Source organism: Rhodococcus sp. NPDC060086 (assembly GCF_042730275.1).
GTDB lineage: Bacteria > Actinomycetota > Actinomycetes > Mycobacteriales > Mycobacteriaceae > Rhodococcus.
The window spans coordinates 108161-134413 of the sequence record NZ_JBHWWZ010000008.1 but is presented as its reverse complement, the minus strand read 5'-3'; the positions used below and the strand labels follow the sequence as shown (position 1 = coordinate 134413).

At 66.3% G+C, this 26253-nt stretch carries 23 protein-coding genes, 1 tRNA gene, 1 other RNA gene and 1 pseudogene; 13 read left to right on the top strand and 13 right to left on the bottom strand.

From position 1 onward, the window contains the following. Window positions 1–14: 14 nt before the first annotated feature. The gene (locus ACFWB0_RS07740; RefSeq protein ID WP_378489847.1) at window positions 15–1565 is read right to left on the bottom strand and encodes an alpha/beta hydrolase; all 1551 of its coding nucleotides are present in this window, start codon (window positions 1563–1565) and stop codon (window positions 15–17) included. A 153-nt stretch (window positions 1566–1718) separates the two neighbouring features. On the opposite strand from ACFWB0_RS07740, the gene panB reads away from it, so the two are divergent. Then, complete coding sequence (gene panB, locus ACFWB0_RS07735; protein ID WP_378489868.1) at window positions 1719–2570, top strand: 3-methyl-2-oxobutanoate hydroxymethyltransferase; 852 nt, start codon at window positions 1719–1721, stop codon at window positions 2568–2570. Between the two features lie 66 nt (window positions 2571–2636). Further along, window positions 2637–5348: pseudogene (locus ACFWB0_RS07730) on the top strand (cation-transporting P-type ATPase); the annotation flags it as partial. Window positions 5349–5354: 6 nt separating this feature from the next. Here ACFWB0_RS07730 and ACFWB0_RS07725 read toward each other — a convergent pair. Continuing rightward, a complete protein-coding gene (locus ACFWB0_RS07725; RefSeq protein WP_378489846.1) occupies window positions 5355–6629 on the bottom strand; it encodes a hemolysin family protein in 1275 nt (424 codons plus the stop codon). A gap of 169 nt (window positions 6630–6798) precedes the next feature. Between ACFWB0_RS07725 and ACFWB0_RS07720 the strand changes: the two genes are divergently transcribed. Together ACFWB0_RS07720 and pip are read left to right on the top strand one after the other, a co-directional pair. Then, on the top strand, window positions 6799–7212 hold the full coding sequence (locus ACFWB0_RS07720) for a hypothetical protein (protein ID WP_378489845.1): 414 nt from the start codon (window positions 6799–6801) through the stop codon (window positions 7210–7212). 3 nt (window positions 7213–7215) lie between these two features. Continuing rightward, window positions 7216–8178 (top strand): prolyl aminopeptidase, encoded by a 963-nt coding sequence (gene pip / locus ACFWB0_RS07715; protein ID WP_378489844.1) that lies wholly within the window; start codon window positions 7216–7218, stop codon window positions 8176–8178. Between the two features lie 83 nt (window positions 8179–8261). On the opposite strand, the gene ACFWB0_RS07710 is transcribed toward pip, so the two are convergent. The 4 genes from ACFWB0_RS07710 to rnpB form a co-directional block, all read right to left on the bottom strand. Further along, the gene (locus tag ACFWB0_RS07710; RefSeq protein ID WP_378489843.1) at window positions 8262–8867 is read right to left on the bottom strand and encodes a CHAP domain-containing protein; all 606 of its coding nucleotides are present in this window, start codon (window positions 8865–8867) and stop codon (window positions 8262–8264) included. Beyond that, window positions 8857–10266: an RNB domain-containing ribonuclease gene (locus ACFWB0_RS07705; protein ID WP_378489842.1), complete on the bottom strand. Its 1410-nt coding sequence runs from the start codon at window positions 10264–10266 to the stop codon at window positions 8857–8859. Before ACFWB0_RS07705 ends, ACFWB0_RS07710 begins: the two co-directional genes overlap by 11 nt. Before the next feature lie 45 nt (window positions 10267–10311). After that, the gene (locus tag ACFWB0_RS07700; protein ID WP_054807486.1) at window positions 10312–10491 is read right to left on the bottom strand and encodes a hypothetical protein; all 180 of its coding nucleotides are present in this window, start codon (window positions 10489–10491) and stop codon (window positions 10312–10314) included. A 257-nt stretch (window positions 10492–10748) separates the two neighbouring features. Next, window positions 10749–11170, bottom strand: an RNA gene (rnpB, locus tag ACFWB0_RS07695) — RNase P RNA component class A. Between the two features lie 57 nt (window positions 11171–11227). Between rnpB and ACFWB0_RS07690 the strand changes: the two genes are divergently transcribed. Further along, complete coding sequence (locus ACFWB0_RS07690; RefSeq protein ID WP_378489841.1) at window positions 11228–11761, top strand: DUF1697 domain-containing protein; 534 nt, start codon at window positions 11228–11230, stop codon at window positions 11759–11761. Here ACFWB0_RS07690 and ACFWB0_RS07685 read toward each other — a convergent pair. The 4 genes from ACFWB0_RS07685 to ACFWB0_RS07670 all read right to left on the bottom strand — a co-directional run bounded on the left by ACFWB0_RS07685 (window position 11758) and on the right by ACFWB0_RS07670 (window position 15504). Further along, window positions 11758–12255 (bottom strand): hypothetical protein, encoded by a 498-nt coding sequence (locus tag ACFWB0_RS07685; RefSeq protein WP_378489840.1) that lies wholly within the window; start codon window positions 12253–12255, stop codon window positions 11758–11760. The genes ACFWB0_RS07690 and ACFWB0_RS07685 overlap by 4 nt on opposite strands. Window positions 12256–12470: 215 nt before the next feature. After that, window positions 12471–13541, bottom strand: a complete 1071-nt coding sequence (locus tag ACFWB0_RS07680; RefSeq protein ID WP_378489839.1) for a bifunctional RNase H/acid phosphatase — start codon at window positions 13539–13541, stop codon at window positions 12471–12473. Then, complete coding sequence (locus ACFWB0_RS07675; protein WP_378489838.1) at window positions 13538–14275, bottom strand: zinc ribbon domain-containing protein; 738 nt, start codon at window positions 14273–14275, stop codon at window positions 13538–13540. Before ACFWB0_RS07675 ends, ACFWB0_RS07680 begins: the two co-directional genes overlap by 4 nt. Before the next feature lie 89 nt (window positions 14276–14364). Then, window positions 14365–15504, bottom strand: coding sequence for a Nif3-like dinuclear metal center hexameric protein (locus ACFWB0_RS07670; protein ID WP_378489837.1), 1140 nt, complete (start codon window positions 15502–15504; stop codon window positions 14365–14367). Window positions 15505–15593: 89 nt separating this feature from the next. On the opposite strand from ACFWB0_RS07670, the gene ACFWB0_RS07665 reads away from it, so the two are divergent. The 3 genes from ACFWB0_RS07665 to ACFWB0_RS07655 all read left to right on the top strand — a co-directional run bounded on the left by ACFWB0_RS07665 (window position 15594) and on the right by ACFWB0_RS07655 (window position 17766). Then, on the top strand, window positions 15594–16292 hold the full coding sequence (locus ACFWB0_RS07665; protein ID WP_378489836.1) for an HAD hydrolase-like protein: 699 nt from the start codon (window positions 15594–15596) through the stop codon (window positions 16290–16292). A 158-nt stretch (window positions 16293–16450) separates the two neighbouring features. Next, window positions 16451–17335 carry an SURF1 family protein gene (locus ACFWB0_RS07660; protein ID WP_378489835.1) on the top strand — a complete coding sequence of 295 codons (885 nt, stop codon included), beginning with the start codon at window positions 16451–16453 and terminating at the stop codon, window positions 17333–17335. 53 nt (window positions 17336–17388) lie between these two features. Beyond that, window positions 17389–17766 (top strand): DUF5655 domain-containing protein, encoded by a 378-nt coding sequence (locus tag ACFWB0_RS07655; RefSeq protein WP_378489834.1) that lies wholly within the window; start codon window positions 17389–17391, stop codon window positions 17764–17766. An 87-nt stretch (window positions 17767–17853) separates the two neighbouring features. Here ACFWB0_RS07655 and ACFWB0_RS07650 read toward each other — a convergent pair. From ACFWB0_RS07650 to ACFWB0_RS07640, 3 genes are all read right to left on the bottom strand, one after another. Further along, a tRNA-Val gene (locus tag ACFWB0_RS07650) sits at window positions 17854–17925 on the bottom strand. Between the two features lie 33 nt (window positions 17926–17958). After that, window positions 17959–18423, bottom strand: a complete 465-nt coding sequence (locus ACFWB0_RS07645) for a peroxiredoxin (RefSeq protein WP_378489833.1) — start codon at window positions 18421–18423, stop codon at window positions 17959–17961. Window positions 18424–18459: 36 nt separating this feature from the next. Further along, a complete protein-coding gene (locus ACFWB0_RS07640) occupies window positions 18460–18882 on the bottom strand; it encodes a DUF3052 domain-containing protein (protein ID WP_378489832.1) in 423 nt (140 codons plus the stop codon). 332 nt (window positions 18883–19214) lie between these two features. On the opposite strand from ACFWB0_RS07640, the gene aceE reads away from it, so the two are divergent. The 5 genes from aceE (at window position 19215) to ACFWB0_RS07615 (ending at window position 26171) form a co-directional block, all read left to right on the top strand. Then, window positions 19215–22085, top strand: coding sequence for a pyruvate dehydrogenase (acetyl-transferring), homodimeric type (aceE, locus tag ACFWB0_RS07635; protein WP_378489831.1), 2871 nt, complete (start codon window positions 19215–19217; stop codon window positions 22083–22085). Between the two features lie 132 nt (window positions 22086–22217). Further along, the gene (locus ACFWB0_RS07630; RefSeq protein WP_378489830.1) at window positions 22218–23468 is read left to right on the top strand and encodes a PucR family transcriptional regulator; all 1251 of its coding nucleotides are present in this window, start codon (window positions 22218–22220) and stop codon (window positions 23466–23468) included. Between the two features lie 128 nt (window positions 23469–23596). Then, a complete protein-coding gene (locus ACFWB0_RS07625; RefSeq protein ID WP_378489829.1) occupies window positions 23597–24514 on the top strand; it encodes an ACP S-malonyltransferase in 918 nt (305 codons plus the stop codon). Between the two features lie 128 nt (window positions 24515–24642). After that, window positions 24643–24921, top strand: a complete 279-nt coding sequence (gene acpM / locus ACFWB0_RS07620; RefSeq protein WP_378489828.1) for a meromycolate extension acyl carrier protein AcpM — start codon at window positions 24643–24645, stop codon at window positions 24919–24921. After that, a complete protein-coding gene (locus ACFWB0_RS07615) occupies window positions 24918–26171 on the top strand; it encodes a KasA/KasB family beta-ketoacyl-ACP synthase (protein WP_378489827.1) in 1254 nt (417 codons plus the stop codon). Before acpM ends, ACFWB0_RS07615 begins: the two co-directional genes overlap by 4 nt. The last annotated feature ends 82 nt before the right edge of the window (window positions 26172–26253 follow it).

Below are 26253 nucleotides of genomic sequence, written 5' to 3'. Positions count from 1 at the left end.
ACACTCGCGCCGGGTCAGCAGTGCGGGTCGGTCCCGGGTACCTCGAGGTCGACGAAATAGCTGATCACAGCGTCATCGACACAGTCGTTACCGTCGAACACAGCGGTGTGCTGGTTTCCGTCGAAGCTCACCAATGCGCCCCCGAGCTGACGGGCCAGGTCCACCCCGGCCTGGTACGGGGTGGCAGGATCGCCGGTCGTCGAGACCACGAGCACGGGAGGCAACCCGGGCACGTCCGGGGTGTGCGGTTCCCCCGTCGCCGGAACGGGCCAGAATGCGCACACGTCGAGGGGCGCCTCCCCGGTTCCGCGTCCGTCGTCGAGGAAGGGCGCCGCCTGCCGGAAACGCATGTCGAGTTCACCCGCGATCGCCCGATCGGTCACCGGCTGGTCGTCGACGCAGCGGACCGCGTTGAACGCGTCGTTGATGTTGCTGTAGGTACCGTCGTCCTGCCGCCCTTCATACAGATCAGCGAGACGGAGGAGCGTGTCGCCGGTGCCGTCGGAAAGGGCGCTCAGGCCGGCGCGCAGCGACCCCCACAGAGCCGACGAGTACAGGCCCTGCTGAACTCCGGTGATCGCGTCGCGATAGCTCAGCCCCCGCGGGTCGGTGGTGCGGGCGGGCGCCGCGATCAGCGGCCCGACGAGTTGATGGAACCGTGTCGACGCCTGTGCCGGGTCGTTGCCCAGGGGGCAGTCGCCTTGACCCGCGCAGTCGGCAGCGAACTCGTCGAATGCCTTCTGGAACCCTTCTGCCTGCAACACGATCTCCTCGACCGGGTCCTGTTCCGGGTCGATCGCGCCGTCGAGGACCATCGCGCGCACCCGATCCGGGAAGGTTTCCGCGTAGACCGTGCCGAGCCGGGTTCCGTACGAGTACCCGAGAAAGTTCAAGGAGTCGTCGCCGAGCACACCTCGGATCACATCCATGTCGCGCACCACGTCCGCGGTGCCGACATGCGCGAGCAGATCCTCGCCGGTGCGTTCCGCGCACAACTGCGCGTACTCGCGGTTGCGTTTCTCGGCCGCCTCGATCCCTGCGGGACTGCGATCACCGTCGTCGACGGCGCGATCGGCATCGGTCTCCGCGGCAGTGAGGCATCGAACTTGAGGGTCGGACGAACCGATGCCGCGCGGATCGAATCCGACGATGTCGAACTGTCCGGTCAGTTCGGTACCTGTCGCAGCGAGCACGGTGGACAACCCCGATGCCCCGGGCCCTCCGGGGTTGAGCAGGATGGAACCGATCCGATCGCCTTCCGCCTCGATCCGCGAGACCGCGAGCATCACGGTCTGCCCGTTCGGATCGGCGTAATCGAGCGGCACCGAGATCCGGCCGCACTGGGCGCCGCTTCGAGCAAGTACCGGGCCGTCGATGCCGTAATCTCCGCAGCCCTCCCACTCGACGTCCTGCTGGTAGAAGTGCGCCAGTTCCTCGGGCACCGCGACCGTGGACGGCGCTCGCTCCTCGGTCGCGGTATCGGCGCATCCGGCCAGCACCAGTGCACCCACTGCGACGAGGACAACGGACAGACGACGTGAGCGCACACGCGCAGAAACCGGCACCCTCGGATCGTGCCATGTTCACGACTGCACCCCACCGTGTGACCAAACGCACCGACTCGAAGCCTTAGCCGTTGCCTTCACCGGTGGCAGACTGAGACTGTCATCACCCGCCCGGGGACCCTCAGTAGGGCCTCGAGGAAGAAAGAGACAATGATGTCGGAAAATGTGACGTCCGTGTACGGTGGCGGCCCCGCCCCGGCAGACACCCCCAAGCGCAAGACGCGAGTCCACCACCTGCAAGCGATGAAGGCCGAAGGCGCCCGCTGGGCAGAGTTGACCGCGTACGACTACTCCACTGCCCGCATCTTCGAAGAGGCCGGAATTCCGGTGCTCCTCGTCGGCGATTCCGCCGCCAACGTCGTCTACGGCTACGACACCACGGTGCCGGTGACCGTCGATGAACTTCTCCCGCTGGTCCGCGGCGTCGTCCGCGGTGCTCCGCACGCCCTCGTGATCGCCGACCTGCCGTTCGGCACCTACGAGGCATCCCCCGAGCAGGCCCTGGCCACCGCCATCCGGTTCATGAAGGAAGGCGGCGCGCACGCCGTCAAGCTCGAGGGCGGCGAACGCATCGCACCCCAGATCGCTGCGCTCACCGCTGCCGGCATCCCCGTGCAGGCACACATCGGCTTCACACCGCAGTCCGTCAACACCCTCGGCGGGTTCCGGGTGCAGGGCCGTGGCGACGGCGCGGAACAACTCATCACAGACGCCATCGCAGTGCAGGAAGCCGGCGCATTCTCCGTCGTGATGGAGATGGTTCCCGCCGAGATCGCAGGCCAGGTCACCCGCAAGCTGACCATTCCCACGGTCGGCATCGGCGCAGGCAACGAATGCGACGCGCAGGTACTCGTCTGGCAGGACATGGCCGGATACACGAGCGGCAAGACGGCGAAGTTCGTCAAGAAGTTCGGGTCGATCGGCGACGACTTGCGCAGTGCGGCAGCGCAGTATGCGACCGAGGTCGCGAGCGGAGTCTTCCCCGGCCCCGAACACTCCTTCTGAGGTCACGCCCACCCCGGGCGCACTGCACCCACCGTGGGTAAAGTGCGGGCAATGAGTACGCCATGACACGCACTCGAGCCGGGTGAAACCCTCACTCGACTCGAAGCATCCGACGGAGGACTCGATTCGGCGGAGGCCGCGCGCAGGCTCGCCGTATACGGCCCCAACAGCCTCCCGACTCCCCGCTCGGATCGTTGGTGGTGGCGTCTGCTGCGCCAGTTCCACAATGTCCTGTTGTACGTGATGATGGGCGCCGCCGTCGTCACCGCGTTCCTCGAACACTGGATCGACACGGGTGTGCTACTCGGCGCTGTCGTCGTCAATGCCTTGATCGGGTTCGTTCAGGAAGGTCGAGCAGAATCGGCGCTCGACTCGATCCGATCGATGCTCGCACCGCACACTCGGGTGCACCGGGACGGCCGAATCGTCGACATCGCGGCATCAGACCTCGTTCCCGGCGATGTGGTTCGGCTCGTATCAGGCGACCGCGTCCCCACAGATCTGCGGCTGATCCGCTCACGTGATCTCCGCATCGACGAGGCAGCTCTTACCGGCGAATCCCTGCCCGTCGAGAAGTCGACCTCACCCGTCGACGAAGGCAGCGACCTGGGCGACCGCCACTCGTCCTGCTATGCCGGGACAGTCGCGGTGTTCGGCCAGGGCGACGGCGTTGTCGTCGCAACCGGCCCCGACACCGAGCTCGGCCGCATCAACGCGTTGCTGTCCGGAATCGACACCACCACCACGCCGCTACTGCGTCAGATCGACGGTTTCGGCCGGTGGCTCGCGGCCGTGATCCTGGTCGCCGCAGCGGCAACATATCTCTTCGGCGTGTTCGTCCGCGGCGAGACGCCGGCCGAGATGTTCACGATGGCGGTGGCACTGGCGGCCTCCGCAATTCCCGAGGGCCTCCCCGCTGTGATGACGGTGGCACTCTCCCTCGGCGTACAGCGCATGGCACGCCGCAACGCTGTCATACGCAGGCTCCCTGCGGTCGAGACCCTCGGTTCCGTGACGGTGATCTGCTCCGACAAGACGGGCACCCTCACCCGTAATGAGATGACCGTGCAGAAGATCGTGGGCGCGCACCGAACGATCGATGTGGGCGGGGTGGGCTATGCACCGGTGGGTAACCTCACCACCGGTGAGGGCACCGCCATCGCCCGAGAATCCTCCGCAGCGCTGGATCTCACACTCCGGACCGGTGTGCTGTGCAACGACTCACGGCTATTCGAGACCGACGGCTCGTGGGAGATCGACGGCGACCCCACCGAGGCCGCGCTGTTGGTGCTCGGCAGGAAGGCAGGCCTCCATGCGGAGGCTGCCATCGCCACATGGCCACGTCTCGATGTCGTCCCGTTCGAATCCGAACACCGGTTCATGGCCACCCTCCACCGCCACGACGACGGACGACGCGAACGGATCCTCCTCAAGGGCGCCCCCGAGAACGTCCTCGCGGCATGCACACACCAACTCGACGACACCGGCGACCGCCACACCATCGACACTGCATATTGGGATCGCCGCGCCCGTGAGATCGCCGCCCAAGGGTTGCGGTTGCTTGCATTGGCGTACCGCGACCGCGAAGCCGATACCGGAACGCTCGAATTCGAGGACGCGCTCGACGGCTTCACGGTTCTTGCGCTCGTCGGCATCATCGACCCACCGCGCGAAGAAGCCATCGTCGCAGTACGCGAATGCCACCGCGCCGGAATCGAAGTCAAGATGATCACCGGCGACCACGCCGACACAGCCGGAGAAATCGGCGCCCAGATGGGCCTGGGCGTCGGCAGAGTACCGGTGACCGGCGCGCAGATCGAAGCACTCGACGACGCAGCCCTGCGGCGCGTCGTCGCCGAGACCGACGTGTTCGCGCGCGCCAGTCCCGAACACAAACTGCGGCTCGTGCGCGCGCTTCAGAAGAACGGTGAGGTAGTCGCCATGACCGGCGACGGAGTCAACGATGCCCCCGCGCTCACCCGCGCCGACGTCGGCATCGCCATGGGAAAGGGCGGCACCGAGGCGGCGAAGGAATCGGCCGACATGGTGCTCGCGGACGACAACTTCGCCAGCATCGCAGCAGCGGTACGCGAGGGCCGCGGCATCTACGACAACATCAAGAAGTTCGTGTTGTTCATGCTGCCCACGAACGGCGGCGAAGCACTCGTGGTCGTCGCGGCCATCGCGTTCCAGCTGACCCTTCCGATGACTCCCGCTCAGGTGCTGTGGATCAACCTGGCCACCGTGAGCACCCTCGGCCTCGCCTTGGCTTTCGAACCCACCGAGAAGTCAGTGATGCAGCGCGCGCCTCGTCCACCGGGAGAGTCGCTGATGACCCCGTTCTTCGTATGGCGGGTGGCGATGGTGTCTGTACTGATGATGGCGGGTTCTCTCGGGTTGTTCCTGTGGGAGCTCGAATCCGGCACCTCCGTCGAGGTCGCCCGCACCGTCGCGGTCAACGCGATCGTCGTCGCCGAGATGTTCTACCTCTTCAACAGCCGCCGCATCTACAACTCGGTACTCGACCGCGAAGGATTGCTCGGAAGCCCTTACGTCCTCGGCGCCGTCGCACTGTGCGCGCTGCTGCAACTGCTCTTCACGTACGCACCGTTCATGCAGGTGGTTTTCGGTTCGGCGGCATTGGCGCCCGCCGACTGGGCCAAGGTACTCGGCGCGGGTCTGTTGGTGTTCGTGGTTGCAGAATTGGAAAAATGGGTGGTTCGCCGGGTACGACGCTCGCGGATGTCCGAGCAGTCATCGGCGTCGGCACTGTCCTGATCGGTGTCAAATCTCGTCGTCGACCGCGACCAGCCGCACACTCGCAACCCGGCGGCCGTCCAGCAAATCGACGATCAGTCGACACCCGCCGACGACGACACTGTCCCCCACGACCGGGAGATGTTGCAAGCGTTCCTGCACGAACCCCGCGACCGTCTCGTAGTCTCCGTCCGGTAGTGCGATCCCGGTCTCCGCTGAGAAGTCCTCGACGATCATCAACCCGTCGACACACCCCGCATCCGAATTCGACTCCCTACCCGCGTCCCGATCGCCGGTGTCACCGCCGATCTCACCGATGATCTCCTCGACGACGTCCTCGAGGGTGACGATCCCGGCCGTACCGCCGTACTCGTCGACGACGATGGCGAACTGCTGGTCGCCGAGCCGCAGATCGTGCAGGGCCGTCAACGCAGGGATGGTCATCGGCAGGTGCAACACTTCACGGCACGCATCGCGGACCATCGCGTCGGGATCGGCAAGAATCAGATCGCGGACGTGGACGACCCCGACGACGTCGTCGAGTGATCGCCCCGTCACCGGATACCGGATGTGCCCACCGCGCAGCGCGTCGTCACGCGCATCGGCAATCCGAGCCGACGCCTCGAGAAAGTGCACCTCGGTGCGCGGCAACATGACTTCGGCCAGCGACCGTTCCACCGCGTCGAACACCTCCGACAACAGCATCCGTTCGTGCTCCGGAATAGCCGTCTGGTGGACCATGTCCCGAAGGTCGTCGTGGGTGACCTCCTCACCCCGGGCAGCAGGGTCTCCGCCGAGGGCTCGCACGACCAGATCCGTGGACACGGACAACAACCGGATCACCGGGCGCATCACGAACGCGAACTTGTCGAGGACGGGCCCGGCCAGGAGCGCCACACTCGTGGCGCGCTGCAGGGCGATCCTCTTGGGCACGAGTTCACCGAGCACCAGCGACAAGTACGCGATCACGAGCGTGGTGAGGACGAGCGCAACCGCCGACGCCGCACCGGTCGGCAATCCCCAACCGTTGAGTATCGGCTCCAGTCCAGGTGCGATCGCCGAAGCACCGTATGCGGCGGAGAAGAACCCTGCGACGGTGACACCGATCTGCACGGCCGACAGGTATCGGTTCGGATCACGCGCAAGCGCGCCGACGCGGGCCGCCCGGCCACCTCGTCGTTCGAGCGCCCGGATCCGTCCGGCATTGAGTGATATCAGCGCGATCTCGGTCGCCGCGAACACTCCACCCAGCAAGATGAACGTGAGGACGAGTGCGGAATTGCCGAGGACGGACGCGGTCATGAGCCGATTCCGTCCCGTCGGCGAAGCAGTGCGAGATCGGCCATGTCACCTGACTCCTCGACGGTCGGACACGATGGACCCAGCTTAGAAGGGCGCTCATCGGCGTTTCCGGATTCGATGGCACACTCGACGGCGACCACGACCACCGAACCGTGAGGTGCGCACACCCATGACCCGATTCCGACGCGTTCCCGTCGCTGCTGCCGCAGCTGCAGCCATGATCGGCTTCCTCGGCGCGTGCGCCCCCGGAACCACCGCGGATCCCACGACGTCGAACACACCGCCGGCCTCCGAACCGGCGCAGGGGCCCGGCGGTGTCACCGAAGCCCAGGCCGCCGACCTGTGCGCCCGCATGGAGGGCCAACTGCAGAGCTGGCGTACTTACACGCCGTCCGTCGGCAAGGGTGGTCTGAACATCCTCGTCGGTGAATGGGGTGCGGCGAACGGTGTCGATCTGATCGCGCTGGCCGGCGATCGCGCGCGCGTCGACACCATCACCTCCGAACAGTGCTCCCAGGTGCGCGACGAGACGTTGTCCTCCCTGCAGATTCCGGATCTCGCGTCGGCCCTCGTCGGGTTCTAGGCGATGACCGAACGTCGCGAGCCGTACCCCGCGATCGAACCGTTCGAGCACGGCTACCTCCCTGTCGGCGACGAACAACAGGTGTACTGGGAGGTCAGCGGAAACCCGGACGGCAAGCCCGTGGTGTTCCTCCACGGCGGGCCGGGGGGTGGTATCTCACCCGAGCAGCGCAGGTTCTTCGACCCCGAGGCCTACCGGATCGTGATGTTCGACCAGCGCGGGTGCGGTCGTTCGCGGCCGCACGTCGCGGACGGGGCCGACCTGTCGGTCAACACGACCGACCATCTTCTCGCCGACATCGAACGGCTGCGCGTTTTCCTGAACATCGAACGGTGGATGGTGTTCGGCGGATCGTGGGGGTCCACACTCGCGCTGGCCTATGCGCAACGTCATCGCGACCGGGTCACCGAATTGGTGCTGCGCGGAATCTTCCTACTGCGCCGCGCCGAGATCGACTGGTACTACAACGGGGGTGCCGGGGCGGTCTTCCCGGATCTGTGGGAAGGGTTCCTCGCACCGCTGACCGGCGCGGATGCCGGCGAGAATCCGGTCGACACCTATCACCGGCTGCTGCACTCCCCCGACCCGGACGTCGCGTTGCGCGCAGCGGTCGCATGGTCGACCTGGGAGGGCGGAACGAGTTCGCTGCTGCCGCAACCCGGACATGTCGCCGACACCGCAGAGCCCCGCTTCGCACTCGCCTTCGCCCGTATCGAGAACCACTACTTCTACCATCGCGGGTTCCTCGACGAAGGGCAGTTGTTACGGGACGCGCACCTCCTCGACGGAATCCCCGGCGTGATCGTGCAGGGCCGTTACGACGTGGTGTGCCCCGCGACGAGCGCGTGGGATCTCCATCGCGCCTGGCCCGACTCGGCGTTGCACATCGTCGATGATGCCGGGCATTCTGCGCACGAGCCCGGTATCACCCACCATCTGCTGGAAGCGACAGATCTGTTCCGATAACACCTCTGTTCCGATAGCACCGCCCACCGCCCACCGGCCGCCAGGCGCCGGTCGTCATCGGCATCACGCCGTAGTTCTCGGTGTCACTGCGGGAGCCGGCCGAACCCCACCACAGCCGAGTCGTCCGACCATTCGAGCGTGTGGACGCGGATTCGACCGAATTCGTTGCCGCCCACGGTGATCGCCTCATCACCGTCGACCGCGACGACGATGTTGGTGTGCTGGCCGAAGCCGGCGGTGTTCTCGTACAGAACGACGTCGCCCACTTCGGGCCGGTAGCCGGAATCCACGGGTTCGTATCGATCGTGCTGCTCGTAGTACTCCTGCAGGGTGTACACGCCGGGGATCCGCCAGTGTCCGGAGTGCGGATTCGTCAGTGGCATACCGGCCTCCCGCATGATCCAGCTGACGAAGTCGGCGCACCACTGTTCCTCGACGCCCTCCGAGTAGAAGGTGCCGGGACGTTGGGTCCGGTGTTCGTCCTCGAGTAGGCGGACGACCGCCGCCTGCTCCTCCGACAAGGCAGCGGCGTCGACAACGGGGAATGTCGCGGTGTCCCACGGCAGGTACCGACTCGGCGCCCACCACCACACGACCGCACCCAGCATCACCACGATCGCGGCGAGAACGGCGGCGACCCTCGTGGCGATTCGCCGCCTGCGACCGGTGCGCCGGAGGTCAGTGCTCATATGCGAACTCCACCATTCGGGTCGCGGGGTCTGCACGGGTCAGCCGGACAGTGACGTGCTCGCCCTCCCGCGGTTTCCCCGCACACGGCGCGATGACGGTCTCGGATTCGACGAACACCTCGGCGTCGCGTCGGTCGGTGGCGTCCTTGGTCACGGTAGCCTCGAATTTCTCACCGATGCGCGACGAGAGCACCACCGCCTCGGTCAGGTCGACGCACGCGCGTCCGATCTTCCCCGACAGAGAGTCCGACGACGACATGATCTTCGGTAGACCCGGCAGGGTGTCGCGGACGTGCGACGAAATCTCGACGCCGGCCGATACCGCCAGACACACCTCGGTGGCGTACCTGTCCGACAACCGCCGCAGCGGAGCGGTCACGTGCGCGTAGGGCGCCGCAATCGCGCCGTGCAGACTCATCTCGGGGAGTTCCCCGTCGAACGCCGCATACGATGCGCCGCGCAGCAAGGCCGGGGCCTCGCTCATGAGCACGAGCGTCGACGGTTCGTTCGCATCGAGACCCGCCAGGAACGCGCCGACCTCCAGATCGTCGACCCACGGCACTCCCAGAGCCTTCGCGGTACGACGCAGTGCCGCAACAGCATCCGAGTCCGCCTGCGGCAGGGTTCGCAGCAACCCGACCTTCGCGTCGAGCATCGTCCGTGCCGCGCACATTCCGGTGAGAAGCGATACGTGTGAATTCCAGTCGTCGGCGTCGGTGCGGGGCTGCACCGTCAACCTCCAGCCGTCTTTCTCGGGCGTCACGTCCTGCTCGGGTAGACGCAACTCGATGGCGCCACGTTCGAGGGCTGCCGCCGCCCGCAGCCGCCCGAACTCGGGCAGCGCCGCGATCGACGGGTGCAGCGTCCCCGCGTCGGCGTCACGTTGCACACCGGCGTAATCGAGTCGTGCCACCGAACGGACCAGCGCACGCCGAACGGTGACGTCGACTGGTTCGCCGCGGTCGTCCATCTCGATCCGCCACAGCGCCACCGGGCGGACCGACTCGGGGAGCAGACTCGCCGCATTCTCCGACAACTCTCGCGGGTGCAGCGGGACCGACCCGTCGGGCAGGTAGAAGGTCTGTCCCCGGCGATGGGTTTCCGTTTCGAGAGCACCACCGGGTTCCACGACGGCATACACGTCGGCGATCGCGTAGTGCAGGACGAAGCCGTCCTCCGTGCGGACGAGGTGGAGCGCCTGGTCCAGATCCATCGAGCCGGGCGGATCGATGGTCACCAGCGCGAGGTCGGTGCGGTCGTCCCTGTCGCCGGCGAACCGGTCCGAGAACGCGCGGGCTTCCGCGAGTGCATCCGCCGGATATCCGTCCTCGAGACCGAACTCGGAGCGCACGGAGCCGAAGTCGATCGCGGGTGCGACGACGAAAGGTGCTGTCACCACTGCTTCAGCTCTCCTGCGTACCGCAGTGTCCGTTGTTCCACTCGGTCAGTTGTTCCACTCGTCGTCGGCCTTGTCGGCCGCCTTGGTTCGCTCGGCAGCGATCTGCAGCGCGCGTTCGGCGGTGTCTTTGTCGGGATAAGGTCCCATGCGGTTGAGGGCACCGGGATCCTTGCCCTGACTGACCTTGCCTGTGCTCACGTCGTAGTACCAGCCCTCGTCGCTCATGGTTCAAGTGTGCCCGAACAAGGTCGACTTTTTCCCGCTACACGGCCTTCGGCGTGGCTGGTACCGTCGGCCCGGCATCACAGACCGCCATCAATGAGGAGCCGCATACATGTCGTACATTCTCTTCGACACCCTTCTTCCGTACATCGGGCCGGAAGCTGCCTCACACTGGGCGCATCTGCTGGTCGTCGGACCTCTGTGATCGACGAGTAGCGCTGGGCCGAAAACAAGCCCTGGTAGACGGCACAGGGACAGAGCGGACGAGCCGGCCTGTAAGCCGGATCCTGTCCCCCGTCGAGACGGGGTGGCGACCATCCATCTGGACACACCGTTGCCGGGTGCCTCGAGCGGTCCACCCGCAGGCTCGGGCGAGCAGCCCTCGAACACCTGCGCAGCCGCACCGGTTCCCCGAAGGGATCCGGTGCGGCCTTCAACCTTGCTCCGGGCGGGGTTTACCTAGCCACCCCGGTCACCCGGGGTGCTGGTGCGCTCTTACCGCACCGTTTCACCCTCACCTGCCCCGAAGGGCAGGCAGTCTGTTCTCTGTGGCACTGTCCCGCGAGTCACCTCGGGTTGCCGTTAGCAACCGCCCTGCTCTGTGGAGTCCGGACTTTCCTCGATTCAGGGCCTCGCACCATTCGGTGCCGGTTCCCTGCTCCGCGGTCGCCCGGCCGACTCATCCGCTCGAACAGAGTAGCGCCCCGGATGTCACCGATGCGAACTACGGTCTTCGAGCATGACTCGATACGTGGCGCTACTGCGCGGAATCAATGTCGGCGGCGTCAGGATCAAGATGGCCGATCTGGCCGCACTCTTCACCGACCTCGGATTCGGCAACGTCCGCACCGTCCTCGCGTCGGGGAATGTGTTGTTCGACGCGGACGACACCGCCGTCGACCTGAAACGCTCGATCGAGCGCGCGCTGACCGACCGGTTCGGATACGACGCGTACGTGTTCGTCCATCCGCAGTCGTACCTCTCTGCTGTTGCCGACGCCTATCCATTCGATGAGCACGTCGACGGTCAGCACGCGTATGCGGTGTTCGTTGCTGACGAGTCGGTGCTCGGCGAACTGGCTGCCCTCACCGACACGCTCGATCCGGCGGTCGAGAGGATCGCGGTCGGTGACGGTGTCGTGTACTGGGAGGTCGAGAAAGGAGAGACGATCGGCAGCGTGTTCGGCAAGAAGATCGGCGCGTCCCGGTTCAAAGCGGTGACCACCAACCGCAATCTGCGGACAGTGCGCAAACTGTGTGAATCTCCGATCTAGCGGTGATACATCCGGTGCTGCCCGTAGTGCGCGTGCGCCACCCACTGCTGGGTGTACGGCTGCTGGGTGTACGGCTGTTGGGTGTACGGCGCGGTCCAGGTCCGGGCTGCGGGACGGTAGTACGGAATCGGCTGAGGGAGCGGCGCGGGCGCGGCCGGGAACCCGTAGATGCCGACAGGGTCACCATTGAGGTACGCCTGGTGCTGTGCATCGGCACGAGCGGCGATCGCGGCTTCCTCGCGGCGACGCTCGGCGAGGGAGCGCCGGCGGATTCCCGCCCCGGCCACAGCGAGTACAAGCAGGAGCATCACCGCCGCGCCCGCCGGTTCCTCCTGAGCGAAACCGATCAGCCACAGCACTCCGACGGTGGTGAGAATCGGATGTCGCCGCCACCACGGTCGCCGGTCCTCGACGAAGTCCGGGGCGGGCACGACAGCAAAGGGTGCCGGAGCAGCAGGGCCGGTGGCATACGCATGAACCTGGTGGCCGTTCATCGCCGTACCTCCTGCTCGCGGGATGACACCATCTTGACAGAACGCGCACACCTTCTGCCACCACGATGCGGTCGTAAGCCGAAACGGGAACTTTCCGAAAAGGACTTTCCGAATGTGTGTAACGAGCAAGGCGCACACCCGATAGACCTTGTGAGTGGCCGCGCAGGCACACCCCCGACATGTCTGCGCGGCCACTTTTCGTTTGTGCTGGGGCCTTACAGATACGACGTGTCGTTGACCAAGCGCACCGACGACCCGCCGTCCGGATAGAACTCGGCGATACTCAGCGACGCCAGATCCAGATGCAGGCGATACAGCAGCGACGGACCGGAATCCAGCGCGAACTGCAGCAGCGTCTTGATCGGTGTCACGTGCGAGACCACGAGTACCGTCGCACCCGGATAGTCCGTCGTCAGGTCGTCGCGGACACCCGCGATACGCATGCGCACGTCGTCGAAGCTCTCCCCGCCGGGTGGCCGCACCGACGTGTCGCCGAGCCACCGCCTGTGCAGATCGACGTCACGCTCGGCGGCTTCGGCGAAGGTGAGACCCTCCCACCCGCCGAAGTCCGTCTCGATCAGTCCGTCGTGGACGACGACCGGAAGATTCAACGCGTCGGCGGCCGCGGCCGCGGTGTCCCGCGCCCGCCCCAGCGGCGACGACACCACCGCGGCAATCCCGCCGCGCCCCGCGACCATCTGTGCGGCCGCGGCGGCCTGGCCACGACCCAGCTCGGTGAGCTCGGGGTTCCCGCGCCCCGAGTAACGACGTTCCACCGACAGCGGAGTCTGGCCGTGACGCAACAGCAGTATTCGTGTCGGCGTGCCGGTCGCGCCGGTCCATCCCGGAGCCTTCGGTGTCTCGGCGGCCGCGGCCGGGTTCTCGGCCGCATCCATCGCTTCGTTCGCGAGCCTGTCGGCGTATCCGTTCTCCGCGCGCGGCACCCAGGTGTAGTTCACGCGCGAGAACTTCGACGCCCACTCCCGTGCCTGGGCAACGAGCGGAATCATGTCGGGATGCTTGACCTTCCAGCGCCCCGACATCTGCTCGACGACGAGCTTCGAATCCATCCGGACCTCGACATCGTCGGCACCGAGCTCCGCGGCCGCAGTCAGCCCTGCGATCAATCCACGGTATTCGGCCACGTTGTTGGTGGCACGACCGATGCTCGCGTTGCGTTCAGCGAGTACCGTCCTGTGATCCGAGCCGAAGACGACCGCACCGTAACCGGCGGGACCCGGATTCCCGCGAGAACCGCCATCGGCCTCGACGACGACCCGACTCACAGACCTGATTCCTTGGTACGAACCATGATCGCGTTGCACTCCGGGCAGTGGACGACTGCGTCGGCAGGCGCGGCCTTGATGCGGGCGATCTCGCCGCGGTCCAATTCGATGCGGCATGCGCCGCAACGGCGGGCCTGCAACAGTGCCGCGCCGATGCCCGACCGCTCACGCTGCTTCTCGTAGACGGTCACCAACTCGGAGGGCAATGTCGCAACCAGGGTCTCCCGGTCGCTACGGCAGCGACCCTCGGCAACCTCGATGTCCGCGAGCGCCTCGTCGCGGGCACGGGTCGCATCGCCGAGCTCGTCGTCGATCTGCGACACCTGCGCTCCGGCGTGATCGTGGTCGGCCTTCGATGCCTCGCGCCGCTCCATGACGTCGAGCTGGTCGTCCTCGAGCACCGCCTGGCGGCGTTCGAGGCTGCCGAGCTCATGCTGCAGCTCGGTGAGCTGCTTCGAGCCGATGGTGCCGCCCTCGAGCAGAGCGCGGTCGCGCTGCGCGCGCTGTCGCACGGCCTCGATCTCGCCCTCGATCTTGCGGATGTCACGGTCGAGGTCGTCGAGCACGATTTCGACGGCAACGGCCGCGTCCTTCCGGGACGCCCGCTCGGTCTGGAGCCGATCCACCTCCTGCTGTTCCGGCAAGGTGCGGCGACGGTGCGCGAGACGATTGAGCTCGTTGTCCACTGAGGCGATGGAAAGGAGCTTTGCCTGCACTGCGGGTTCGACGTTCACTCGGGTGGTTCCTGCTTTCGGGTTCTCGCTCGGGAAAGGCCGCGACGGCCCTGGTCGCGGCCGAGCCGCGACGACGGTCTCGTAGCTGATTACCGTACCGCGCGGGCCGCTGTCGTCCAGGGATCGGTGCGTAGGTCACTCACGCGGGACTGCCAGGCTTCGCGCTCACCGAACGCCTCGTCCAGGATCGCGCTCGCCTGCGCGCACCACGGCTGTTCGCTGGCCCAGTGTGCGACGTCGACGAGCGCCGGCCCGCCGGTCCGAAGATGTTCGTCCGCGGGGTGATGCCGCAGGTCAGCGGTCACATACGCGTCGACTCCCAGAGCGGAGACCTTTCCGAGGAACGAGTCGCCCGATCCTCCGCACACCGCCACCGTCCGGATGGGGCGTTCGGGGTCGCCCGCACCGCGCACACCCCACTCGGTGGGGGGCAGCGCCGCAGCGACGGTCTCGGTGAACTCGCGCAGTGTCTGTGTGTGAGGCAACTCGCCCACGCGGCCGAGCCCGCGGCTGCTCGGCAGTTCGGCGAGCTCGAACACGTCGAACGCGGGTTCCTCGTAGGGGTGAGCGCTGCGCAGCGCCGCAAACACCGCGGCGCGGGCGCGGCGAGGGGCGATCATTTCGATGCGGTCCTCGGCAACCTGCTCGAGTTCCCCGACTGCCCCGATGGTCGGGTCGGCGCCGTCGACGGGACGGAACTGTCCGGTCCCGGACGCCGTCCAACAGCATTCGCGGTAGTTGCCGAGGGCCCCGGCTCCGGCCTCGAACAACGCGGCCCGCACGGCGTCGGACGCGGCACCAGGCACCATCACCACCCATTTGTCGGTGGCCGGTTCCGGCTTGGGGTCGAGTGGTCGCAATCCGGTCAGGCCCAAGGCCTGCGCCAGCGCATCGGATACGCCGGGATCGGCCCGGTCGGCGTTGGTGTGTGCAGTGAACAACGCGCAGCCGCCCCGGATCAACCGGTGGATGAGTGCGCCCTTGGGCGTGTGGGCGCCGACGGTGTCGACGCCGCGGAGCAACAACGGGTGGTGCACGAGCAGCAGGTCGGCACCCCATTCGAGAGCCTGATCGACGACGGCGGACGTGGCGTCGACAGCGAGCAGCACCTTGCGGACCGGGTCGTCGGGATCACCCGCGACCAGACCCACGGAATCCCACGATTCCGCCAACGACGGCGGATACGCCGTGTCGAGTACGTCGATCACCTCACGAAGCGTGGCCGTCACGTGTCCTCCTACTCGAATCTCTCGCTCACAGTCCTGTATCGCCGACGACCCTACGCTGCGGTTCTTCGAGAACCGGGGACAATGTCCGCGTGACCCTTCTCGCTGATCCGCACCCGCTGTTGCTGCCCGCCCCGGTCGTGTTGTTCGACCTCGACGGCACCCTGACCGATTCCGCGACGGGAGTGATCAATGGTTTCCGCCACGCAGCCGAGACCGTCGGTTTCGCCGTTCCCGACGGGAACCTCGAGTGGCTGCTCGGGCCGCCGATGCTCGACACCCTGCGTTCCTTCGGTCTCGGCGATGACGCGATCGAGGCGGGTCTGGCAGCCTACCGCGAGTACTACACGGAGACCGGCTGGTCCGAGAACGCGCTGTTCGACGGCGTCGGCACCATGCTCGCGGCCGTCCGCGACACCGGCAGCCGCCTTGCAGTGGCAACCTCGAAGAACGAGGCGGCCGCCGTGCGGATCCTCGAACATTTCGGAGTCGCGCAGCACTTCGAGTTCATCGGTGGGGCGAGCGAGGACGGCGTCCGTCGCGCGAAGGTCGACGTGGTCGCGCACAGCCTCGCTGCGCTCGGTGTCGATGCCGTCGACGCCGAGCGCGGTGGCACCGCCGATGTCGTGATGGTCGGCGACCGTGAACACGACATCCACGGAGCCGGTCGGTTCGGAATCCCCACGCTGTTCGTCGAATGGGGATACGGCACCGAATCCGAGGGTGCCGTTGCCGCGAAGTCCGTCGCCGCCGTCGCGGACCTCCAGCACCTCCTGACCGGCAGGCAGTGACCCGGCGGGCAGTGACACAGCGCCGGGGAACATGACAGCGACGGTATGCGCCGGGTATGCATTCGAGCAGGTACGGGAACAGATCGGGGCATAGGTACCCGGCCTGCTCGACCGGGTGCGGCAGCAGTGAGATACACATCACGGTCTACCGTGGACATGTGCGCCGACTGTCATTTCTTCTCCGCCCGAGCTGGCTTGTTCTCGCTCTGGTAGTGGGTGGTTTCGCCTACGCATGCTTCACCGTGCTGGCACCGTGGCAGCTCGGCAAGAATACGAGCACCGATGAGCGCAACGGCCGCATCGCCGAGTCCGTGTCGCAGGACCCGGTGCCGGTGGGTGAACTGTTCGGGGACGGCGGCGCCACCGTCGAGACCGAATGGCGGCGGGTGATCGCCGACGGTAGTTACCTCCACGATTCGGATGTCCTGGTGCGTCTGCGGAGCACCGAGTCCAAACCTGCCTACGAGGTCCTCACACCGTTCGTCCTCGACAACGGGAGCACCGTCCTCATCGACCGCGGTTACGTGCGTCCCGTCGAGGGCACCGCGGTACCGGAAATTCCTCCCGCACCGACCGGGCCGGTGACGCTCGATGCCCGAATCCGTATGTCGGAGGGCACCGTCGAGGGCAAGGATCCATTCACCGACGCCGGCCATCTGCAGGTCTACTTCATCGACTCCGGCCAGATCGCCGCGGCATCCGGGCTCGACCTGGTCGGCGGATACCTTCAGCTCGACCCGGAGCAACCCGGTGTCCTCGAGGCGAAAGCATTGCCTCAGCTCGATGCCGGCCCCTACCTGTCGTACGGGTTGCAGTGGCTCGCATTCGGCATCATGGCGCCCCTCGGGCTCGCATACTTCGTATGGGCGGAAATTCGGGAACGTCGGAAGGCGAAGGCACGGAGCACCGATGAGGGTGCCCCCGCGGAGACGAAACCGCCGTCGAACGACGCGAAAATCGTGCGTTCGGGATCCGTGCGGTCCACCTCGACGTCTCACACCACCAGCGACAAGCTGGCCGACCGCTACGGCGGACACCGGTGACCGCGTACTGCGACACGTCACTGCCCGGTGTTTCACCACACGAGGAGTTCCCGATGTATTCGACCGTCGACGACTACCTGGCCGACAAGGACCCCGCGGCCGTCGACGCGTTCCGGCGATTCCGCACTCTGGTCCTCGCACTGGGTGACGACGTCGAAGAGACGGTGCACACCTCGGAGATCTCATGGGCTCGGATGTCTTCGTCGGGGCCGCGGGTGTTCGCTGCCGCTTTCCTGTACGCCACACGACTCGAGGCAGCACTCGACCTCACACGGCGCATCCATCACCCGACGTTGCGAGAGGCGTACCCCACGACCGGCAGCGTCACCACCCACCGCCTGAGTCTCTCGTCGGCGGACGACCTCGACGACGCCCTCTCGGCACTGCTCGCCGAGGCGTATGCCACCGCCGCAGGCACCACGGTCCGATAGTCGGCCGGAACACCGCGCGCCTGGAAACGGAAGAAGGCTCGACCTCGACCGGTGAACAACCGATCGGAGTCGAGCCTTGTGCTTCGGTGGGCGTGGACGGTATCGAACCGCCGACCGCTGGTGTGTAAAACCAGAGCTCTACCACTGAGCTACACGCCCGAAAATCGGCAACCGGAGGCTGCCGATTTCACCTCAGGACTTTAGCGCGGCGAGCGCCCGGACCCAAGCCTGCTGGTCACGGGGTTCTCCGGGCCCATTTTCCTCCGCGAACTTCACGACGCCTGCCTTGTCGATCACGAACGTTCCGCGGTTCGCGAAGCCGAGCTTGTCGTTGAACACGCCGTACGCCTGAGCCACCTCACCGTGCGGCCAGAAATCCGACAGCAGCGGGAAGGTGTAACCCTGCTCTGCGGACCAGATCTTGTGGGTCGGGGATGCACCCACCGACACGGCGAGGATCGCGGTGTCGTCGTTCTCGAAGGTCGGCAGGTCGTCGCGCACGGCGCACAGCTCGCCCTGGCACACACCGGTGAACGCAAGTGGGTAGAACACCAGCAGCACGTTCTTGACGCCCCGGAAGCTCGACAGGGTCACTTCCTGATTGTTCTGGTCCTTCAGAGTGAAATCGGGCGCTTCGGCGCCCACGGCGATCGCCATCGAAAGGGGTTTCCTTTATTCGGAGGAGGTGTCGGCTCAGCGACGCGGACGGCCGGTCTTCGGCTGCACCAGCCGGCTGCCGATCCAGTCCCCGAGATTGGTCGCCGAGGTCTGCGTCAGGCCTGCGGTGGTCGCCGATTCGGCGATCTCACTGGGCTCGACGTGGTCCGGGCGCCCCGTCTTGGGAGTCAGAACCCAGACGACGCCGTCTTCCGCGAGCGGGCTCACGACGTCCATCAAGGTGTCCACGAGGTCACCGTCGCTCTCTCGCCACCACAGCAGCACGGTGTCGACGACCTCGTCGGAGTCCTCGTCGAGCAGCTCCGTACCGGTGACCTCCTCGATCGCTGCACGCAACTCCTCGTCGGTGTCCTCGTCCCAGCCGAGTTCTTGCACCACGTGGTCGTGCTTGATACCGAGCTTCGAAACACTGTTCTTGGCATCCGCCGCCGCGACCACGGTGGGTCCTCCTCAAGATTGTGGCCGCGGAGCTTCCGCGTACCGGTGTGACGTTCGATTGATCAAAGCGAACATGGTCGGGCGCCTGAACGCAACCCGAAACGCTGCGATTCCGCCGAGAATCTTCTGGATCGACGCTACGCGCCCTCCATCGAAGCAGTCCACCGGGCTGCCATGAAGGTCGATCGGAGGGGTGAACAGTGCCACATCGAGCACGATAGGGGAAGATGAGGGGTGCATCATGTTCAGATGTCGATGAGTCGGCTCCCACAAGAGCCGACCAACGGAGTGGGCGCTACACCTACGCGCCCCACCACGATGAGGAGCTGACGTTGACAGACCTGATCCACGGCCCCGAATCCCGAGCGAACGCCGCCACACCGGGCGTTTCGGGTACGGGCCCCTCGACCGAAAACCAGGCGCCCGCCACAGGGAACCGGGTTCGGGTCATCCGCGAGGGCGTGGCTTCCTACCTGCCGGACATCGACCCGGCGGAAACCTCCGAGTGGCTCGAGTCCTTCGACGGAATGCTCGAGGCCGCGGGACCGTCGCGGGCGCGTTACCTGATGTTGCGCATGCTCGAGCGTGCCGGCGAGCGCCACGTGTCGATACCGGCATTGACCTCCACCGACTACGTCAACACCATTCCCACCGAGAGCGAACCGTGGTTCCCCGGTGACGAAGAGGTCGAGCGCCGCTTCCGCGCCTACATTCGCTGGAACGCCGCGATCATGGTGACCCGCGCGCAGCGCCCCGGTATCGGGGTCGGTGGCCACATCTCCACCTACGCCTCGTCCGCCGCCCTGTACGAAGTGGGTTTCAACCACTTCTTCCGCGGCAAGGACCACCCCGGTGGCGGCGACCAGATCTTCATCCAGGGCCACGCCTCGCCCGGTATCTACGCACGCGCCTTCCTCGAAGGTCGTATCCCCGCCGAGCAACTCGACGGTTTCCGTCAGGAGCACAGCCACCTGAACCAGGGCGGCGCTCTGCCGTCGTACCCGCACCCGCGACTGCTCCCCGACTTCTGGGAGTTCCCGACGGTGTCGATGGGCCTCGGCCCGATGAACGCCATCTACCAGGCACGTTTCAATCATTACCTGGAAGATCGTGGCATCAAGGACACCTCGAAGCAACATGTGTGGGCGTTCCTCGGCGACGGCGAGATGGACGAACCCGAATCGCGTGGCCTCGCGCATGTCGCCGCGACCGAGGGTCTCGACAATCTCACGTTCGTCGTCAACTGCAACCTGCAGCGCCTCGACGGTCCGGTGCGCGGCAACGGCAAGATCATCCAGGAACTGGAGTCGTTCTTCCGCGGTGCGGGCTGGAACGTCATCAAGGTCGTGTGGGGCCGCGAGTGGGATTCACTGCTGCATGCCGACAAGGACGGCGCGCTGGTCAATCTCATGAATGTCACCCCGGACGGCGACTACCAGACCTACAAGGCCAACGACGGCGCCTTCGTCCGCGAGCATTTCTTCGGGCGCGATCCGCGCACCAAGGAACTGGTCAAGCACCTCAGCGACCAGCAGATCTGGAACCTCAAGCGCGGCGGGCACGACTACCGCAAGATCCACGCCGCGTACAAGGCCGCGCTGGAGCACAAGGGGCAGCCGACGGTGATCCTGGCCCACACCATCAAGGGCTACACGCTCGGCAAGCACTTCGAGGGCCGCAATGCGACCCACCAGATGAAGAAGCTCACCCTCGAAGACCTGAAGTACTTCCGCGACGTTCAGCGCATCCCCATTTCCGACGCGGAACTCGAGAAGGATCCGACGGCACCGCCGTATTACCATCCGGGTTTCGACGCACCCGAGATCGAGTACATGCTCGAGCGTCGCCGGAACCTCGGCGGGTTCATCCCCGAGCGACGTACGAATGCGGCACCGCTGAAGCAGCCCGAGGCGAAGACGTACGACGTGGTCCGCAAGGGCTCCGGCAAGCAGCAGGTGGCCACCACCATGGCGGTCGTGCGCGTGCTCAAGGAGCTTCTCCGCGACAAGGAGATCGGCAAGCGCATCGTGCCGATCATCCCGGACGAGGCCCGTACGTTCGGTATGGACTCGTGGTTCCCGTCGCTGAAGATCTACAACCGCAACGGTCAGCTGTACACGTCGGTGGACGCGGATCTCATGCTCGCCTACAAGGAGAGCGAGGTCGGCCAGATCCTGCACGAGGGCATCAACGAGGCCGGATCGACGGCGTCGTTCACCGCGGTCGGAACCTCGTACGCGACGCACGGCGAGCCGATGATCCCGGTGTACATCTTCTACTCGATGTTCGGCTTCCAGCGCACCGGCGACAGCCTGTGGGCAGCGGCCGACCAGATGGCTCGCGGGTTCGTGCTCGGCGCCACCGCCGGACGCACCACGCTCACCGGTGAAGGTCTGCAGCACGCCGATGGGCACTCGCTGCTTCTCGCCTCCACCAACCCGGCAGCCGTGACGTACGACCCTGCGTTCTCCTACGAGATCGCCCACATCATGCGCGACGGCCTGCGCCGTATGTACGGCGGCACGATGGCGTCGGACGGAACGCTCGAGCCGGGCTTCGGTGGCGAGAACATCTTCTACTACATCACCATCTACAACGAGCCGTACACACAGCCGGCCGAGCCCGAGAACCTCGACGTCGAGGGCTTGCTCAAGGGCATCTACCTGTACCAGCGTGGCGCAGAATCGGGCCCGAAGGCGCAGATCCTCACTTCGGGCGTGATCATGCCCGAAGCGCTGCGTGCCCAGCAGATGCTCGCCGACGAGTGGGGCGTCTCGGCCGACGTGTGGTCGGTGACCTCCTGGGGTGAACTCCGCCGCGAAGGCATCGAGTGCGACCGCCAGGCCCTCCTCGACCCCGGCCAGGACCCCGCCGTCCCGTACGTGCAGCGGGTGCTCGACGACGCGGCAGGCCCGTTCGTAGCGGTGTCCGACTGGATGCGTGCGGTGCCCGACCAGATCCGCCAGTGGGTGCCGGGCGACTACACCGTGCTCGGGGCCGACGGGTTCGGGTTCTCCGATACTCGTCCCGCAGCGCGTCGTGTGTTCAACATCGACGCGGAGTCGACGGTCGTCGCGGTGCTCGCCGCGCTCGGCCGCGAAGGTGCGATCGATGTGGCTCGCGCGGTCGAGGCAGCGGCGAAGTACCGGATCGACGATGTCACGGCCGCTGGGGCTCCGACCTCGGATCCGGGCGTCGCCTGACGCCCACTCGTTTCCCGTCACTCGAGCATCGGTGAACCTACCCGGACTCTGTCCGGGTAGGTTCACCGCATGGTCGACGAGCGGGAACCGCGCCGGGTGACGCGTACATCGGGCACCTTCACTGGACGTCCGATGCCACCGCAACGCCCGGAACCGGCACCGCTGCCCGATGCTCTGTTGCGGCGCGTCAAGCAGTTCTCGGGGCGTATGTCCACCGAGGCCGTGCACGTCATGCAGGAGCAGTTGCCGTTCTTCGCAGACCTCGACGCGTCGCAGCGTTCGAATGTTCAGTTGATCATCCAGACGTCGGTGGTCGATTTCCTCGAATGGGTGCGCAACCCCGACAGCGACATCACGTTCAGCCTCGACGCCTTCCAGGCCATTCCGCAGGATCTGGCGCGGAAGCTCACCTTCCGGCAGACCGTCGACATGGTTCGGGCAGCCATGGAGTTCTTCGAACAGTGGCTGCCGGCGCTCGCCCGCAACGAGGAACAACTCATCGCCCTGACCGAGGCAATTCTCCGGTACGGCCGTGAGCTGGGGTTCGCGGCTGCCTCGGTGTACGCGAGCGCCGCGGAGTCGCGGGGCGCCTGGGACACCCGTCTCGAGGCACTGGTGGTCGACGCGGTGGTCCGCGGGGACACAGGATCCGACATGCAGTCCCGTGCAGCCACCCTCAACTGGGATGCGACCGCACCTGCCACCGTCCTCATCGGCTCTCCCCCGCCCGAGGAAGGCGTGTCCGCGGTGACGACGGTGCATACGATCGCCCGGGCACACGGCCGCGCGGCATTGGCGGTCGTGCAGGGCGAGCATCTGGTGATGGTGGTCAGCGGGGAGCTCCACGGTGGTCCGGAGGCCGTCGCGTTCCGGAACGAGCTCATGTACAGCTTCTCGGGCCGTCCCGTCGTCATCGGCCCGACCACACCGACGCTCGCGTCGGCACACGCGTCGGCGGTCGAGGCGATGGCTGGAATGGAGGCCGTGGTCGGCTGGCCGGGTGCTCCTCGCCCGGTGCACGCGACCGAGTTGCTACCCGAACGTGCGCTCCTGGGGGATCCGGGGGCGATCACGGCGCTCGAGGACGAAGTCGTGGTACCCCTCGCCGCCGCCGGTTCGTCCCTTTCCGACACGTTGGACGCTTACCTCGACAGTGGGGGTGCTGTCGAGTCCTGCTCCCGAAAGCTGTTTGTTCATCCAAATACCGTCCGGTACAGATTGAGGCGAATCACCGAGGTAACGGGTCGGGACCCGACAAATCCGCGTGATGCGTACGTGCTCCGAGTCGCGGCAACCGTAGGTCGACTGGCACAAAGTCATAACGAACTAAGATCGCCCACACCACCAGTCACACGATTCACATTCCGGGAACAGGACACGTAACGGTTACGGGCGAGCTTCCGATGGAGAACGCCGACGTGGGAATTTGTAGGAACCCTACAAATCCTGCTCTCACCTTTCATTCCCACCGACATCTCGGAGGAGTGCCTTCAGGGTGTTCTCTGATCATCGTGATTTCGCTGCTTTCCCCGGGTCAGGGGTCTCAGACACCAGGAATGCTGGCTCCGTGGTTGGAGCAGGCCGGCGCTCGTGATCGAATCGAGCTCTGGTCGAAGGCGTCGGGGCTCGATCTCGAACGGCTCGGCACCACTGCCACCGCCGAGGAGATCACCGACACCGCCGTGACCCAACCGCTCGTCGTTGCCACGGCACTGCTGGCATTCGAGGCGCTGGAAGCCCGCGGCTTGATCGCTGCGGACACGATCTCGGCCGGCCACTCGGTCGGTGAGCTCGCTGCCGCCGCCGTTGCCGGTGTCATCACCGCCGACGAAGCCGTCTCCCTCGCCGCGATCCGTGGCGCCGAAATGGCCAAGGCATGCGCTCTCGAACCCACCGGGATGTCCGCCGTCCTCGGCGGCTCCGAGGACGAGGTGCTCGCCCGGCTCGGAGAGCTCGACCTGACACCTGCCAACATGAACGCGGCGGGCCAGATCGTCGCTGCAGGACGCCTCGATGCGCTCGAAGAACTCGCTGCGAACCCGCCCGCGAAGGCACGCATCCGGTCGCTTCCGGTCGCCGGTGCCTTCCACACACGGTTCATGGCCCCGGCACAGGACGCCGTCACGGCTGCAGCGGCGAAGATCACACCCGGCGATCCGACGCGCCCTCTGCTGTCCAACTTCGACGGTGCACTCGCCACCTCCGGGGCCGACGCCCTCGAACGGATTGCAGCACAGGTCACCCGACCTGTCCGCTGGGACCTGTGCACCGCCTACCTGAAGTCCGCCCAGGTGTCCGCCGTGGTGGAATTGCCTCCGGCAGGAACGCTGGTGGGTATCGCCAAGCGCGAGATGCGCGGCACCCCCAACACCGCGCTCAAGACCCCTGCGGACATCGACACATTGGCCGAAACGCTGGTTCTCGGTTAGGTTGCTGCGCGCGCCGTGCGCAGTACGGGCACCTCAAGAACTCCGGGACATCCCGGGCACCGGGACGGACATCCGTACGGACCGGTTTCACACGACACAGTCGACAAACCCCAGAAGGGAGCCACGCAGTGGCCGCCACCCAGGAAGAAATCATCACCGGTCTCGCTGAGATCATCGAAGAGGTCACCGGTATTGAGCCCTCCGAGGTGACCGTCGAGAAGTCCTTCGTGGACGACCTCGACATCGACTCGCTCTCGATGGTCGAGATCGCTGTCCAGACCGAAGACAAGTACGGCGTGAAGATCCCCGACGAGGATCTCGCCAGCCTGCGCACCGTCGGTGACGCAGTCTCGTACATCCAGAAGCTCGAGGCCGAGGGCGTTCAGGCCACCAACGACGGCGAATGAGCACAGCCGTGACCTCCCCTTCTCCTCGGACTCTACGAAACGTCGTCGTCACGGCTCTCGCGACCACGACGTCGATCGCAGGTGATGTGGATGCCACATGGAAGGGACTCCTCGCCGGCGAGAGCGGGATCGGCACCCTCGGTGGATTCGTCGACGAATTCGACCTTCCCGTCCGCATCGGCGGCACGCTGAAGGTCGACCCCGACGAGTCGCTGTCGCGGGTCGAGATCCGGCGGATGAGTTTCGTCGAACGGCTCGCACTGACGCTGTCCCGCACGGTCTGGTCGAACGCCGGTAGCCCGGAGGTCGACCAGGACCGTCTCGGTGTCGTCATCGGCACCGGGCTCGGCGGCGGCGATGCCCTCATCGACGCCGTCGACAAGCTCCGCGACGGTGGATACCGCAAGGTGTCGCCGTTCGTGGTGCAGATGGTCATGCCCAATGGCCCGGCGGCCACGGTCGGCCTCGAACTCGGTGCTCGTGCAGGGGTCCTGACACCTGTCTCGGCATGCTCGTCCGGATCCGAGGCCATCGCGAACGCCCACCGGATGATCGCGATGGGCGACGCCGACATCGTCGTCACCGGCGGCGTCGAGGGACGACTCGATGCGGTTGCCACCGCCAGCTTCGCGATGATGCGCGCGCTGAGCACCCGCAACGACGACCCTCAGGGCGCATCCCGCCCCTTCGACAAGGACCGCGACGGATTCGTCTTCGGCGAAGCCGGCGCACTGATGGTCCTCGAATCGGAGGAGCACGCGAAGGCCCGGGGCGCGACGATTCACGCTCGCGTACTCGGCTCCGGTATCACCTCGGACGGGTTCCACATCGTGGCTCCCGATCCGAACGGTACGGGCGCTGCCCGTGCGATGACCCGGGCGATCGAAACCGCCGGGTTGTCCAAGTCCGACATCGGGCACGTCAACGCACATGCGACGGCTACCCCGATCGGCGATATCGCCGAGGCCAAGGCCATCGGCGCAGCGGTGGGAAATCACGCCGCGATCTACGCACCGAAGTCCGCACTCGGACATTCGATCGGCGCTGTCGGTGCGCTCGAGGCAGCACTCACGGTCCTGGCCCTGCGTGAGGGAGTCATCCCCCCCACGCTGAACCTCGAGAACCAGGATCCAGACATCGACCTGGATGTGGTCCACGGCGAGCCGCGCTACGGACAGATCGATTTCGCGTTGAACAACTCGTTCGGTTTCGGTGGGCACAACGTTGCCCTCGCGTTCGGTCGGGCCTGACCCGACCGGCTTACGCCGCGCACGCGGTGGAGGTTCCCCCTCGGAGCCTCCACCGCACCACACCACCGCGTTTCGCCCGAGG